The 14792-nt window shown below is 66.8% G+C and carries 9 protein-coding genes; 3 read left to right on the top strand and 6 right to left on the bottom strand.

Annotation, left to right across the window (positions count from 1 at the left end):
• Positions 1-7: 7 nt before the first annotated feature.
• Positions 8-1465 carry an NAD(P)/FAD-dependent oxidoreductase gene (locus Poly30_RS12720; RefSeq protein ID WP_145197843.1) on the bottom strand — a complete coding sequence of 486 codons (1458 nt, stop codon included), beginning with the start codon at positions 1463-1465 and terminating at the stop codon, positions 8-10.
• 272 nt (positions 1466-1737) lie between these two features.
• Here Poly30_RS12720 and Poly30_RS12715 point away from each other — a divergent pair, with 272 nt between their 5' ends.
• From Poly30_RS12715 to Poly30_RS12705, 3 genes are read left to right on the top strand one after another with little or no spacing between them, the layout of a single operon-like run.
• Complete coding sequence (locus tag Poly30_RS12715) at positions 1738-2781, top strand: multiheme c-type cytochrome (RefSeq protein ID WP_419191317.1); 1044 nt, start codon at positions 1738-1740, stop codon at positions 2779-2781.
• Positions 2782-2834: 53 nt separating this feature from the next.
• Positions 2835-4523, top strand: coding sequence for a HEAT repeat domain-containing protein (locus tag Poly30_RS12710; RefSeq protein ID WP_419191316.1), 1689 nt, complete (start codon positions 2835-2837; stop codon positions 4521-4523).
• Positions 4524-4573: 50 nt separating this feature from the next.
• Positions 4574-6385 (top strand): outer membrane protein assembly factor BamB family protein, encoded by a 1812-nt coding sequence (locus Poly30_RS12705; protein ID WP_419191315.1) that lies wholly within the window; start codon positions 4574-4576, stop codon positions 6383-6385.
• Positions 6386-6392: 7 nt separating this feature from the next.
• Here the strand turns inward: Poly30_RS12705 and Poly30_RS12700 are convergent, their stop codons facing one another.
• From Poly30_RS12700 to secA, 5 genes are all read right to left on the bottom strand, one after another.
• Positions 6393-7289: a decaprenyl-phosphate phosphoribosyltransferase gene (locus tag Poly30_RS12700; RefSeq protein WP_419191369.1), complete on the bottom strand. Its 897-nt coding sequence runs from the start codon at positions 7287-7289 to the stop codon at positions 6393-6395.
• A gap of 144 nt (positions 7290-7433) precedes the next feature.
• Positions 7434-8135, bottom strand: coding sequence for a type II secretion system protein (locus tag Poly30_RS12695; RefSeq protein WP_145197833.1), 702 nt, complete (start codon positions 8133-8135; stop codon positions 7434-7436).
• 163 nt (positions 8136-8298) lie between these two features.
• Complete coding sequence (gene metK, locus Poly30_RS12690) at positions 8299-9486, bottom strand: methionine adenosyltransferase (protein WP_145197831.1); 1188 nt, start codon at positions 9484-9486, stop codon at positions 8299-8301.
• Between the two features lie 226 nt (positions 9487-9712).
• Positions 9713-11074: a 3-deoxy-D-manno-octulosonic acid transferase gene (locus Poly30_RS12685; RefSeq protein WP_145197829.1), complete on the bottom strand. Its 1362-nt coding sequence runs from the start codon at positions 11072-11074 to the stop codon at positions 9713-9715.
• Positions 11059-14745 (bottom strand): preprotein translocase subunit SecA, encoded by a 3687-nt coding sequence (secA, locus tag Poly30_RS12680; protein ID WP_419191314.1) that lies wholly within the window; start codon positions 14743-14745, stop codon positions 11059-11061. Before secA ends, Poly30_RS12685 begins: the two co-directional genes overlap by 16 nt.
• Positions 14746-14792 lie beyond the last annotated feature (47 nt).

The following is a 14792-nucleotide window of genomic DNA, read 5'->3' as shown; positions in this document are numbered from 1 at the left end:
GTGCAGGCTATTCGGGGACCAGCTGCCAGCCCGGACGGAGCTTGGCCTTGTGCAGGAACATGTGGTGAAGCAGGATCTTGATCCAGTGACCCGCGAGTCCGATCTCTCCGTACGTCAGGTTCGTGTCGCGTCCCGTTTGCGGGAAGCGCTCGAAGTCCGGGACGATCGGATACACCACCATCGAGGCAGCCGTTCCCGTGAACGGATTGGCGCCGGCGCTGGCCACGCAGGCCGCCCCCATTTCGGCCATCGAGGCCGCCCGTGGGGCGACTGATTTGCCCTGGATCCGGTCCACGATCGTCCCCGCCACGACCTTGCCGATCATGGCGGAGGGCTGACCGGTTCGCGGCGGCGTGGGTGAGATCGAGGTGCCGCGAGCGCTGGTCCGCGGCTGGGAAATGGCGTGCGGCGGCGCGAAGGCAATTCCGACCGCATAGACGTTGTCGAAGGCGGGGCTCTGATAGGTGCGTGGCCAGTCCGAAGCCTTCCATTTCTCGAACGGCTTGCCGCTGTAGTCGGCGTCGACCTTCATGAATCCGTTCTTCGCGAACAGCCTGTCGGAGATGTCCTCGCCCGCTCGATCGAACGCCTTCAACGGAACGCCGGAGAAGGGCGGCAGCAGCATCGCAAAGTCGAAGTCGATCTGATGCTGGCCCCCATCGAGCGTCTCATAGAAGGCGCGGCCGGGCTGGACCTCCTGCACATGGGCCCGGGTGATCCACTCGAGGCCGCGCTCCGCGAAGAGTGACTCGGTGAAGATCTTCGAGGGCGTGACGTAGCCCCCGCGCTTGAGGTGCAGCCCGCCCATGCCGAAGTCCCCGAGCTCGTACTCGTTCGAGATCCAGACGATCTCGGCCTTGTCGCGGACCTTTCGCTTGCGGAGCTCGAACTCGAGGTTCACGGCGTACTCGAACGCGGCGCCCTGGCACGTGCAGGACCCGTGGCCGGTGCCGATGAGAAAGCGCTGCCTTTCCCCGCGGCGCATGCGCTCCGTGCACACATCCAGGGCCTTCGCCGCCTCCGTCGCGTGACTTTCGGTACACACGGAGAGGCTGTGCCCGCCGTGCGGCCCGAGGCCCGGCGTGGCTTCGAACTTGAGCTTGGGACCGGTCGCGTTGATCAGGTAGTCGTAGCGCAGGTCCTGCGTCTTTCCCTTCGTGGCCGCTTCCGTGGACTCGATCGTCACGAAGGGCGAGCGATCCTCGGCTCGCCCTTCCGGATGGATGGAAACGGCCGCTGCCTGATGGAACTCGATGCCCGCCTTCGCGTAGATGGGCGCGAGATCGAAAACGACCTTTCGCTCCGGCATCAGGCCGATCCCCACCCAGATGTTCGACGGAATCCAGTTGTAGGTCGGCTTGGGAGAGACGACGGTGACCGAATGCTCGGGGCCCAGCCAGCGCCGGGCGAAGCTCGCGGCGGTATGACCGGAGACCCCGGCACCCAGAATGACGACGCGGGCCATCAGAGACCTCCACCACGGGCATGGGATAGGATCGCTCGCACGGGAACGGACCGTCGTACTCGCATCGGAGGCTCGGGGTGAGAGTGAGGGGATCGGCGAGCACAGGGCGCCCTGCGCGATCGACCGATGATGCTCCCTGGGGAAGACCCTGGCCCTGGGCCGAAGTGCGCAGAGGCGAACTCCAAGGTCCGCAGCCACTCTGACTGAGGCAATTTGGCACGATCCGCTTTTGACCCGTGACCACCCCGCCACTGCCGGGCTAAATGAGCACCATGCGCCTCGTCTTCGGAATCATCGTGCTCATCGCCGCCACCTGGTTCTTCTCCGCCCTCCTGGGAACTCCGGAGGAGACCGCCAGCGCCCAGGGTCCCGCGGAGTGGGTCTCGTCCCAGCAGTGCGCCGAGTGCCACGAGCAGATCTACAACGAGTGGAAGGAGAGCCCCCACGCCAACTCCTGGAACAACGAGGACGTGCGGGTTCAGTCGGACGACTTCGCCAACAAGGACTGCATCGACTGCCACGCGCCGCGGCCTGTCTTCGAGACGGGCCTCGGAGAGCGCGTGCTTCCGCGCGCGGCCCGGCGCTCCGAGGGCGTCGACTGCCTGACCTGCCACATGCTTCCGGACGGCGGGATGGCCGGCACGATCAGCAACCCGCGCGTGGCCTGCAAGCCCGTCACCCGGCGCGAGCTGCGGCGGGTCACGCTTTGCGCTGGCTGTCACGATCAGCACAAGACGGTGCAGCAGTGGAAGGCGACGACCTTCGCCGACCATCGCGACGGCTGCATGGAGTGCCACATGCCATACCGCGACGGCACCCCCGAGGGCGGTCGCCTCCACACCATGCCCGGCGGCCACTACATCGAGATGGTCAAGACGGCCGTGACCCTGACCGGGACGAAGGACGAGAGCGGCCAGCCCAGCGTTACCGTCGCGAACGTCGGCGGCGGGCACGCCTACCCCACCGACGAGCGCAGCCGCGCTTCCGACCTGTGGTGGCGAACCGTGTCCGCCGACGCTCCCGTCGGGGACGACGGCGTCGCCGAGTCCGGCGGCGAGTGGCATCACCTGCACCGGATCCGCGATCCCTACCGCCACGAGACCGACATGGTCTCCACGCTCCTCCACTTCGGAGAGTCGCGCGTGCTTCCCATCGAGGATCCGGCGGCCCAGGGCTCTCCCGTGGAAGTCGTGCTCGTTTACAAGCGCACGCCGTACTATCGGGACAAGGAGACCGGCATCGCCCAGCACCTGGAAGATGTCGCCGACCCCTTCGACGACTCGGAGCTCGTGCACCGCGTGGTCATCGAGCCCTGATGACACGAGAGACAAGGGCCTCCCCCACACGACTCCGCTACGAGACCCGCCCCATGAAGCTGTGCGCCCTTCCGATCGCGTTCCTCCTCGGCCTGACGGGAACCCTCGGCTCCTGCGGCGATTCCGCCGGTTCGGAACCGACCGCCACGAAGGCGGGTTCGGTTCCTGGCGCGCCATCGGACGTCCCCGCGCGTGTGCTGGAAGACGTGGTTGGCTCGACGCTCGCGCGACTCGGCGTCGAGGCGCGCGTGTCGGAGCTCTCTGCCGCGGAGCTGCGAGCGGATACAGGGCTGCTGCCAGACGATGCTTCTGCGCCAGAAACCGAGGATCGGACCTCGGACGAAGGCTCTTCCAGCCCGGAAGAGGCGGTCGAGGCGGACGAGGGCCTCGATCCCGAGTTCGTCGAAATGCGCGAGGGCCTGATTTCCTGGGTCAGCGATAGCCCGGATTCGCTCGACACCGCGAAGAAGGACATCGCCGCCGTGAAGGACGAGATCGCAGCCGTCATGGCGGCGGGCTTCTCCGTGGAAGGGAGGGATCCGACGGGGCTGAAGGCCCTCATCGATCTCTCGACGCAAAGCCCCTCGCCCGACGTGGCCGCCGAGATCGCCGCCGTGGCCGCGACGCACGAAGAGGACTGGCTTCGCCGCTACGCGGCCTGGGCCCTCGGAACGCTCTCCGCGACACCCGGGACCGATCGAGTGGTCCCGCTCTTGCTGCGACGCCTGAAGTACGAGCGCGATCCCGAGGCCCTCGTCTGGGTCAGCAGCACCCTCGCGGCGTTCGAGAACTACGCGGGGACCCAGCAGCTTTACGATACGACGGCGCTTCCCGCAGGAGACCCTGCCGGGGATGCGGCGCGGGGCCAGCTCGCTCTGGTCCTGCAGCGCGCGGGCGAGTCGCTCCGACTCGGCGAAACGCCGGACACGAAGGCCGTCCTCGCCGCCTGGAACGCGGGCCGACTCGGGCGCGCGCGAAGCGCCGCTTCCGACGGATTGCTCGGCGAGGTCTGGATGCTGGTCGCGGACCTTTCGGGGGAGCACTTTCAGCTCCGCGGCGTGGATGACGCGCGCCATGCGCTGTCGCTCCTGGGCCCCTGGGCGGCCGAGGAGCTGGCCCTTGCGCTCGGCGACGACGACGAGTACGTGCGCCTGCACACGGCCCAGGTGCTGGAGCGCATGGGCCCGCGCGGGCAGACGGCCTTCGATTCCGTCGTCGCCAGCCTCCGCGATCCCCACGACGCCGTGTGCGGAGCAGCGGCCGAAGCGCTGGTCGCGATCACGCGCGGAACGGACCGGGCCTCCGCCGCGCGTACGGCCCTGCTGGATCGGATCACCGCCAAGTGCCCGTACGAGATCAAGGTGGCCTGCGTACGAGCGCTTGGCCATATGCAGCCGGACCAGGTCCCTGCCGAGGAGCTGCGCGGGCTCTTCGAGTCCACCCCCCTGTCCGATCTGCGCCTTGCGGCAGCGCCCGGGCTCCTGCGCGCGGGCTCGGAGTCGCTGGTACTGCCGTGGCTGATCGACGAGCTGGAGGCGAGCGTCGGTGACCCGGCGGGCGCGGAGGCGGTCCTCGGGGATTGGCTGGCCCGTGCGGACTCGGAGGCCGCCAGGGCGAGCCTGGACGCCTGGCGCGGCCACGCCGCCCAGAATCGCGTCGTTCATACCGCGGCCGAGGCCAAGGCGCGCCGGGCAGCACGGGCCAAGACCCTGCGCGAGACGCTGCTACCCGCGATTCGATAGCGGCGTGACCCTACGGTGAGCCGGGGGCGCCGATGTATTACCCTCTGTCGATGCGCCATCTCTCCTTCTTCGTGACCCGGATCTCGGCTAGCTGGCTTGCCCTCTGGCTGGCCCTCTGGCTTGCCCTCGCCTCGCTGGCCAGCGCCCAGGATTGGCCCCAGGGCACCGGGCCGCACGGCCACTGGGGCGCCTACGGCCCGGAGCCGCCGCTCTCCTTCAGCGTCCGTAGCGGGCTCGGGATCCAGTGGAAGACGCCGCTTCCGGAAACCGGCCAGGGCGGAATCGTGGTGGTCGGGGACCGAATCTTCGTCGCCACCATGGCGCCGTGGGATCCAGCGAGCGGTGAACTGAGCGCCGAGGACACCGCAAAGTTCGCCCACGCAACCGAGAACCGCAAGGTGGTCACGAAGTCGATCGACGCCCATTGCGTTGACGCGAACACCGGCAAGATTGTCTGGACCCGGCGCATCGACGGCACCGTTCCCTCCATCTACAGCTACCCCTTTTCCGACGCGACCAGCGCCACGCCGGTGGCGGACGGTGCGCACGTCTGGTTCACGAACGCAGGCGGTACGACGGTCTGCTTCACGCACGCGGGCGATGAACTCTGGCGCCGATCCTTCGAGCCGACGATCGACGGGCCGTTCAACAAGCAGTTCGAGCCCTTCCTCGTGCGCGACGGAGACATCCCCGTGCTCGTGGAAATGGAGGCTTTCGATGCTCCCAGGCCAGAGGGAGAAGGAGCCGAAACCGGCGGTGCTCAGCGCTGGCACTACCTCGTCGGGCTCGATGCGCGCACCGGTGAGATGCGCTGGCGTAGCGAGGACGCACTCACCCACTACAACGCGCCGACGCTCGTTCAGCGCGGCGATGAAGAAGGAGCCAGCGGCCCGGCGGTTCTGATCGGCCGCGGCGGACCGCACGCGGTCCCGGAGCGCCCCGTGGGCATGTCCATGGTCGAGCTGACCGGCGAGCGCGCGGGCAAGAGCCTCTGGCGCTACGAGGACCCGCGCGCCGCGAACGTTCCGGGGCATGAGGCGGCTCTTCAATCGATGGCCCACGACGCCACCTATGCCTATTGGCTCCTCAAGGACCCCGCCAACGTTCTGGTCGTTCTCGACCTCGCCACTGGTAAGGAGGTCAAGGAGATCTCGCTGACCCGCGGCGTCACCTGCACGACGTACGAGCCCGGGAAGGAAGCCGGGACGGAGGACGGCCCTGCCCGACTCGTGACGCGCCCAGGTGTCGATCTGGACAAGGGCGTCATGCCCGCGCGGTACACCCTCATCGCCACTGGAGCGCAGAAGGGGTCGGGACCGCTAAGCGGTCGGGCCGAGTTCAGCGGCGGCGACACGAGCGGCGGACTCACCGCCCTGACGAGACGCTACGTGCTCTTCCAGTGCTACGCCTTGGCATGGGGCAAGCCATCGATCGGCCCGCTCTATTCGTTCGGACGGATCGATCCCGACAGCGGCGCCGTCGAGTACCTGGAGGTGCCGACGGACGTCGAGCAGGCCGGGTCCGTCGAGGAGACCTTCCTCTGGCGGGAGCCGCGAAGTGCGCTGGCGCTGGGCAGCCACGGCTTGGAAGTCACGGGCGACGACCGTTCCCACTGGGATGGCTGGGACTGGGTCTTCAACGGCACGCCCACCCGGGTGAACGACCGCGTGTACTTCACGCTCAGCTCCGGCGTGGTGTACGTCTTCGACGCTTTCGCCGCCCACTTCGACGCACGGGCGCTTCTCTCGGTGAACGATCTCGGGCCCGCGGGAAAGACGTGGACCGCGAACTCCATGAGCTACGCCAGTGGCCGGCTGTTCCACCGAACGGCCGCCGAGCTCATCTGCATCGGCGATCGGTAGGGCCGCGCTACTTACCCCAGAACAAGCAGCCCAAGACCGCTGCGCCCCAGGCGGCAGCGTTCACCACGAAGGCCGCATCGCCTCCGAGGAGCATCCGCGTGGGGCTCCCGCCGCCCTCCTGGCGCTGGACCAGCAGCAGATAGCGGAAGAGACCGAAGACGACGAAAGGCACGGTCCAGACCAGGCGGTCATCGGCGCCGAACTTCGCCGCCGTCTCCTCGTCGACCGTGTACATCGAGTACGTGATGATGGCGCACGCGGCGAGCACCGTCGTGGCCTGGTCGAGGAACTGCGGCGTGTACTGCCCGAGGTTCTTGCGGTGCTGGGCGGCTTCGGCTCCGAGGAGATCGATCTCCGCGCGACGCTTGCAGAATGCGAGGAATAGCGCGAGGAAGAGCGTGCTCAGAAGAATCCAATGCGACACAGGAGCGGCCGCAGCGTAGGCCCCTGCGACGACGCGGAGCAGAAATCCGAGGGCGATGATGAACGCGTCGACGATCGCGATCTGCTTCAGCTTCAGCGAGTAGAGCAGGTTCGAGAACATGTACGCGCTGACCACGATCACGACGCTCTGGCCGCCTTCCGGCGTGGCCAGGTGAGCCAGCACGAGGGCCCCCGCCACGCAGGCCACGGAACCGACGAGCGCCACGGGCACGCTGACCAGGCCCGCCGCGATCGGCCGGTTTCGCTTCGTCGGATGCAGGCGATCCGACTCGACGTCCACCACGTCGTTGACGAGGTAGATGGCGCTCGCACCCAGACAAAATGCCCCGGCGGCGAATAGCACTCGAACGATCCGCTCCGTCGCGGTCGGAGCGTCCGGACCGATCTCACCCAGTGCGAAGACGAGGGCGGCCAGAACGAAGACGTTCTTGACCCACTGATGCGGGCGCATGGCCCGCACGAGAGCAATTGGATTCAAGGGGGTGCCGGGAAGGGACGTGGACGGTCAGCGAAGGTCCAGTCGAGACTCTGTGGAGACTCAGTCAGGACCCACTAAGGACTCAGTCGGGACTCACTAAAGACTCAGTCGGGACTCACTAAAGACTCAGTCGAGCGTCAGCGTCTGGAGAGCCGGAACCGGAGAGTCCGGCCCGACAGGGATATACAGGATGTCCTCGTCTTCCGAGAGGAGGCCTTCCGTCTGAACGTCGACGAGCTCGAGCGCACGCACGGACATATCGTCCCAGAGCACGTTGGTGGTCGTCTCGTGGTTGCCTGCACCGTCGTTGTCGTCCGCGACGAGGGCCGTCTTGCCCTTGCCCTTCATACTCCTGAGCGGGTGGCGTTTCTGGTCGCGGCCGGCGTAGGACGAGTAGCCACCGTCGATCACATCCTTGTTCGCAGGCAGATACCAGTCCTGAACGGGGACGTCGTCCTGGCCCGGGGTGAGGAAGCTGAGTTCCACGGCCGGGCAGGTCAGCGTCTTGCTGTTCTTCACCGTCGGATCCCAGATCTTCTCGGTGATCAGCGACGCGAAGAAGCTGACGCCGCTCCCTTTGGGCACCCGGCTGTACTTCGTCTGGTACTCCAGGAAGCCCCGCTGGATGGCGTTCAGGTTCGCCTGGCACGCCGTGGACTGCCCGAGACCGATGGCCGAGATGACCTGGGGGATCACGAACGTGGAGAGAATCCCGATGATCAGAATCACCGCGAGGATCTCGATGAGCGTGAAGCCAGCCCGGGAGGTCTGACGAACCGCTGCGCGCACGGCGCGCGAGGGGTTGAGTTTGATTTTGGCTGTCTGCATCTCTGATAAGAGTCCTGACACGTGGGGTCGATGGTTAGGCTGGGGCCCCGGCTCTATCTCGATCCGGCGCCTCGGTCACGCAATACGCGTGCCCGAGGTGCCCGAAATCGCCCGAACGTATCCATGGCGAGAGCCCCACCACGGACCTTCCGGGCCCGGCTTTTCAGACGGCCGCGGAGACGGCTTCTTTGAGAGCGTCGACCTTGCTGGTCTCCTCCCACGGGAATCCCTTACGACCGAAGTGGCCGTGGGCGGCGGTCTGGCGGAAGATCGGCGCCTTGAGGCCGAGGGCCGTGATGATGCCGCGCGGGGTCAGGTCGAAGACCTTCTCTACGGCGGAACCGATCGCCTCCTCGGGTGCCGTGTTGGTGCCGAAGGTGTCGACGCGGACCGACAGCGGCTTGGCGACACCGATGGCGTAGGAGAGCTGAACTTCGCAGCGCGTGGCGAGGCCGGCGGCCACGACGTTCTTGGCGACCCAGCGCGCGGCGTACGCGGCCGAACGGTCCACCTTGGACGGATCCTTGCCGCTGAACGCGCCCCCGCCGTGACGGCCCATGCCGCCGTAGGTGTCGACGATGATCTTGCGACCGGTGAGGCCGCAGTCGCCGTGGGGACCGCCGATGACGAACTTGCCGGTGGGGTTCACGTGATAGATCGTCTCGGCGTCGAGCATCTCCGCCGGAATGACGGCCTTGATGATGTGCTCGATGACCTGCTTCTTGATCTCGGCGAGGATGGCGGTCTCTTCCGAGTGCCCGTTGACCTCGGGGTCGTGCTGGGTCGAGATGACGACGGTGTGAACGCGAACGGGCTTGTCGCCTTCGTACTCGACCGTGACCTGGCTCTTGCTGTCTGGGCGAAGCCAGCTCATCTTCCCGTTCTGGCGAAGCTCCGCGAGCTTCTCGACGAGGCGGTGCGAAAGGTGGATCGGGAGCGGCATGAGCTCCTCCGTTTCGTCGCACGCGTAGCCGAACATCAGCCCCTGGTCGCCTGCACCCTGCTCGACGTGGAGGCCCTTGTCGTCGTCCACGCCCTGGGCGATGTCGGGCGACTGCTTGTCGAGGGTCACCATGACCGCGCACGTGTCGGCGTTGATCCCGAACGCGTCGTTGGTGTATCCGATCTCGCGAAGGGTTTCGCGGGCGATGTCCTGGTAGTTCACCGTCGCCTTGGTCGTGATCTCGCCGGCCACGATGCAAACGCCGGTCGTGACCATCGTCTCGCAGGCCACGCGACTGTTCGGGTCCTGGGCAAGGAGCGCGTCGAGGATGGCATCGGAGACCTGGTCCGCCACCTTATCGGGGTGCCCCATGGACACGGACTCGGATGTGAAGAGTGAACGGGCCATAAATGCTTACGCGTGCCTTGTAGGGGCGAACGCGCTCCTTCTTTGGGACTATCGATGCGGGAGCCCCCCGATGGGGACCCCGTTGGGGACCCCGTAGGGGCCAGGCCAAAAAACCCCGACAGGGGGGTCCGGCCAGGACGGCGGGGAGAGGGGCGAGACTGGAATGGGAGAGCAGGGAGCCGATGGGCAGCCGCTGGCCCGGGGATGATACGCGGAGCGAGGTGCCTCAAGCCAGCCCGCAACGGTCTCGCAGGGCTTCAAGTGTCGCTTTCGTGGCACCGCGCTCTGCGATCACGGCTTTGCGGCCTGCTTCGCCCATTTTGAGGCGCAGGTCCGGCCGAGCCAGAAGATCGGCCAGCACGACCTCGAGTTCCTCAGGATCGGCCACGCGTCGGGCCGCCCCCGCCCTCTCCAGCATGGCCGTCTCGTTCAAGAAGTTCTGGATATGGGGCCCGTAGACCACCGGACAGCCCTGCGCCGCCGGTTCCATCATGTTCTGCCCGCCGTGGGGAATCAGGCTCCCGCCGATGAACACGATGTCTGCCAGGCCATACAGGCGCTCCAGCTCCCCGATCGTGTCCACCACGAGCACCGCGTCCGCGCTTCCGCGGGCGCCGGTGGAGCGCAGCAGCGACAGCCTCTCCACCGTTCCGCCCGCAGGCAGGAGTTCACCGATCGCCTGCGCCACTCCCTCGGAGCGTTCCGGGTGTCGGGGGACGACGATCAGCTTCGCGTGGGGCGGCGCGACCGCGAGGGCCGCCCTCACGAAGTACACCTCCTCCGGCTCGTGGGTGCTGCCGGCCAGGATGACGAACTCCGGAGACCCGGCAGCCGCGCGGAGAGCCTCCAGCGCGGGATCATCGTCATCGGTCGTCCGGAGCCCGTCCGCCTTGACGTTGCCGGTCACCATCACTCGATCCGAAGACCCCGCCAGAGCGCCGAATCGGGCGCCGTACGCCTGATCCTGCGCGGCGAAGAGCGAGATTCGCTCGAACTCGGGGACCTGGCCGAACATGCGGTAGCGCCGGAAGGACTCCGGCGTGATCCGGCCGCTCACGACCGCGACCGGAGCGCCGCGCCGATTGGCGGCGCGCAGGAAGCAAGGCCACGCCTCCAGCTCCATCAAGAGAACGAAGTCGGGGCGAACCAGTCGCCAGAAGCGCTGAACGAGCGGAAAGAAGTCGAAGGGATAGCGGACGATCACGAGCTCCGGGTAGAGCTGCCGCGCGACCTGCAGGCCCGTATCGCTAAAGGCGCTGATGACGACCTCGTAGCGCTCCCCGAGCGCCGCGACCAGCGACTGGGACGCCTTGATCTCCCCCACCGAGACGCCATGGACGAGCACGCGCTGACGCTCGGGCGCGGATGGCGGAAGCTTCACCAGACCCCAGGTCGAAAGCGAAAGAGCCTTGCGTGCCATTCTCGGCTTGAAGAGGCCGCAGATCAGAAACAACGGCAGCGCCAGGACCCAGATCAGGCCGATCGAGCCATCGTAGAAGACCTGAAGAGCACGTCGTCGCAGCCCGATGGGCGGCGACGACGTGATCGGATCGGGGACAGCCACCTGGGTCGCTATCGCCCGTGGCACTTCTTGAACTTCTTGCCGCTTCCGCAGGGGCAGGGTTCGTTCCGAGCCGCGTTCTTGAACTCAGGACCGAGTTCACCGACGGCGTTCGTCGCAGCCGCCGGACGACGGGCGGTCGCCGCTGGACGCGGCGACGACGGGCGAGATTCCGGCGCAGGACCGCTGCCAGGAGTCCGGGTTCCAGACGCCTGGGTTCCAGACGCCTGGGTTCCAGACGCCTGGGTTCCAGAAGCCTGGGTTTCAGAAGCCTGGGTTCCAGAAGCTTGGGTTCCAGAAGCTTGGGCCTCGTTCGCCTCTACTGTCGACGACTCCCCGGCCGCCTGCTGACGGGCCGCTTCCTCGGCCCGGCGGCGCTGCTCCTCGATCATCTTCTGACGCTTCATCACGTCGAAGGCGCTCGAAGCGGCGGGTCCGCGCATCTGCTGCTGTTGCTGCTGCTTCTGCGCCTCCTGCTGCTGGGCCATCTGGACCTTGTAGGCCTCGAACTGCTGGATCGCCTCGGGGATCTTCGCGACGATTTCCTCGTCGAGGCCCGGGGTCATCGCCTCGCGCAGATCCGCCGGGATCTGCACCAGAATCGTGAGCTGTTTGTCCAGATCCAGCCCTTTCAGGAACGCCTGGAGCTTCTCGATCTCCACGCCGGGGAGCAACGACGCGCGAAGCTCTTCGGGGACCTGGGCGAGCACGTTCAGCTGCTGCTCGACCTCCAGCGTCTTGACGAAGTCCTGGCGCTTCACGGCACCCTCGGAACCGAGGTGCTCCATGAGGTCACCGCGGATCGCCGGGGGCATCTGCGCCAGCAAGGAGAGCTGCTGGTTGCCGTCGAGCCCGCTCGCGAACTCGCGATGCTGCTCGACGGCCGCCGGCTCGAACGCCTCGATGAGCGGGTCGCGCAGCTCCTTCGGCATCTGCGCCATGAGCGTCAGCCGCTGGTTCGCGTCCAGCTGGTGGATGAACTGCTTCTGCTGATCGAAGGTCAGCTCGTCGAAGCGGATCTTCTTCGGCTCGGGCTGACCATCCGCCCCGGGCTGTCCGCCCTGCGGCGGACGCCCCGCACCCTGGCCGATCCCGCGCGGCGCGAGCTGGTCCCCGCCCGGTGCGGCCTCACCGCTCCGGTCCGCCGGCCGCTCGCCCTCGGGCTGTCCGACCTCGATCCGCAGGATCTTGGAGGAGACGTCGCTCTCGATGGCGGGCAGGAGGTTCGCGGCGAAGAGCTCGGTCGCTTCCTTCTTGTAGGCGATCTTCGGATCTTCCTGGGCGTAGCCACGCAGACCGATACCGGCCTTGAGCGCGTCCATCGCGTGCAGGTGATCCTTCCATTTCTGGTCGATCGCCGTCAGAACGAGGTAGGACTCGATGCGCTCGGTGAGCTTCTCGCCCCACTCCTCGCGACGCTCGTCGTAGCGCGCCGTGATGGTCTCCATGACCGAATCCACCGAGGGCCTGTCGGGCGACACGGCCGTCGCAGCAGCCGCCGGCGAGATCTCGACGTCGAAGGTCTTCTGGCACCAGTCGATGAACCCTTCTGCGTCGCCCTCGAAGATTCCCGCCGTCCGGTCGACGAGGTTCGTCATCATGATCAGGATGCGATCGCGGAGGTTCTCGCCCTCGAGGACTGCCTGGCGCGCCGCGTAGATCTCCGTCCGCTGGTGATCCATCACCTCGTCGTACTCGAGGAGGTTCTTGCGAATCTCGAAGTTGCGGTCCTCGACCTTTTTCTGGGCGCGTGCGACCTGGCGCGTGACCATGCCCGATTCGATCGGCTGGCCTTCGCTCATGCCGAGGCGCTCCATCGCGTTCACGACCCAGTCGCGGTAGAAGATCCGCATCAGCGGGTCCTGGAGCGAGAGGAAGAAACGCGTCTCCCCCACGTTGCCCTGGCGGCCGGTACGACCGCGGAGCTGGTTGTCGATCCGGCGCGCCTCATGGCGCTCGGTGCCGAGCACGTAGAGACCGCCGAGCGCGAGGACCTCCGCTTCCGCAGCCTCCGACTCCTTCTCGACGCGCTCACGAACCGCCGCGATTTCGTCCAGCTTTTCGAGGTCTCCCTCGACGAGGCCGGCCTCTTCCAGCGCATTGCTTAGCATGTACTCGAAGTTGCCGCCCAGCTTGATGTCGGTGCCTCGCCCCGCCATGTTCGTGGAGACGGTGATCGCGCCCTTCGTGCCCGCCATGGCCACGATGTGCGCTTCACGCTCGTGGTTCTTGGCGTTCAGGACCTCGTGGGGTACGCCGCGATCCTTCAGGAGCTTCGAGAGGTGCTCACTGTTGTCGACAGAGGCAGTACCCACGAGAACGGGCTGGCCGGTTCCGTGGACACGCTCGATCTCGTCACAGATCGCGTTCCACTTCTCGGGCAACGTCCGGTAGACCGTATCGATCTTGTCGTCGCGGGCGATGGGGCGGTTCGTCGGGACGGAGACGACGTCCAGCTCGTAGATCTTGTGGAACTCGCCCGCCTCCGTGAGCGCCGTTCCGGTCATCCCGGCGAGCTTGTCGAACATCCGGAAGTAGTTCTGGAACGTGATCGTCGCGAGGGTCTGGGTCTCCTGCTTGGGCTCCAGTCCCTCCTTCACCTCGACCGCCTGGTGCAGGCCGTCGGACCAGCGTCGACCCGCCATCTTGCGGCCCGTGAACTCGTCGACGATGACGACCTCGGGCCGCATCATCCCGGTGTGCGGATCCTCGGACTCCTCGACCACGTACTCCTTGTCGAGTTCGTAGAGCGAGTGCGCACGCAGGGCGTTCTCGATGTAGTGGGGCCAATCCTCGAAGCCGGGGACGTAGAACGACTCGACGCCGAGAAGCTCCTGGGCCTTCACGATGCCCTCCTCGGTCAGCGAAGCCATCCGCTCCTTCTCCTTGACCTCGTAGTGCTCTTCGGCCACGAGGGCGCGCGCCACCGTGTCAGCTTCCTTGTAGCGACCGACGTGGTCTTCGGCGGGACCGCTGATGATGAGCGGCGTCCGCGCCTCGTCGATCAGGATCGAGTCCACCTCGTCGACGATGGCGAAGTAAAGGTCTTTCTGGACCTGGCCACCGAGCGACGTCTTCATGTTGTCGCGCAGGTAGTCGAAGCCGAGTTCGTTGTTCGTCGCGTAGACGATGTCGCAGGCGTAGACCGGCTTGCGGCTGCTCGGATCGAGGTCCGATTGAATGGAGCCGACGGTGAGACCGAGGTACTCGTAGATCGGCTTCATCCACTCGGCGTCGCGGCGCGCGAGGTAGTCGTTGACCGTCACGAGGTAGCATGGGCGATCGGAGAGCGCGTTCAGCGCCAGGGCCAGCGTCGCCATGAGCGTCTTGCCCTCCCCGGTCATCATCTCGGCGATCTTGCCCTGGTGGAGGACGAACCCACCCACGAGCTGAACGTCGTAGTGCCGCATGCCGAGGGTCCGCTGGCTGGCCTCTCGGGTCAGCGCGAACATCTTCGTCAGGACGTCATCCAGCGTGGCCTTGCCGTCGCGGACCGATTGCCGCATGACCTCGACCTCCGCGCGCACCTGCTCGCGGTCCAGGCCGGTCGCCCAGCTCTCGAGTTCGTTGATCTCGGCGATGACCGGGGTCAATCGCTTGATCTCGCGCTCGTTCTCGGATCCGAAGAGCCGCTTCGCGAAGCGGCCGACCCCCTCACCCACGGAGGAGAATTTGTCTGTGATGTTGTCCCAGCTCATGGCATGTGCGCCGCTGGGCCCCGGTTGGCGCCGGGAATGGGGCGTCC

This window comes from Saltatorellus ferox (assembly GCA_007751475.1).
Classification (GTDB): domain Bacteria; phylum Planctomycetota; class UBA1135; order UBA1135.
The sequence above is the reverse complement of the archived record's forward strand: the minus strand, read 5'-3'. Positions and strand labels throughout refer to the sequence as shown.

Coding starts and splice junctions, on each gene's coding strand:
- Poly30_RS12720 (WP_145197843.1), bottom strand. CDS start 1,465: ATGGCCCGCGTCGTCATTCTGGGTGCCGGGGTCTCCGGTCATACCGCC.
- Poly30_RS12715 (WP_419191317.1), top strand. CDS start 1,738: ATGCGCCTCGTCTTCGGAATCATCGTGCTCATCGCCGCCACCTGGTTC.
- Poly30_RS12710 (WP_419191316.1), top strand. CDS start 2,835: ATGAAGCTGTGCGCCCTTCCGATCGCGTTCCTCCTCGGCCTGACGGGA.
- Poly30_RS12705 (WP_419191315.1), top strand. CDS start 4,574: ATGCGCCATCTCTCCTTCTTCGTGACCCGGATCTCGGCTAGCTGGCTT.
- Poly30_RS12695 (WP_145197833.1), bottom strand. CDS start 8,135: ATGCAGACAGCCAAAATCAAACTCAACCCCTCGCGCGCCGTGCGCGCA.
- metK (WP_145197831.1), bottom strand. CDS start 9,486: ATGGCCCGTTCACTCTTCACATCCGAGTCCGTGTCCATGGGGCACCCC.
- secA (WP_419191314.1), bottom strand. CDS start 14,745: ATGAGCTGGGACAACATCACAGACAAATTCTCCTCCGTGGGTGAGGGG.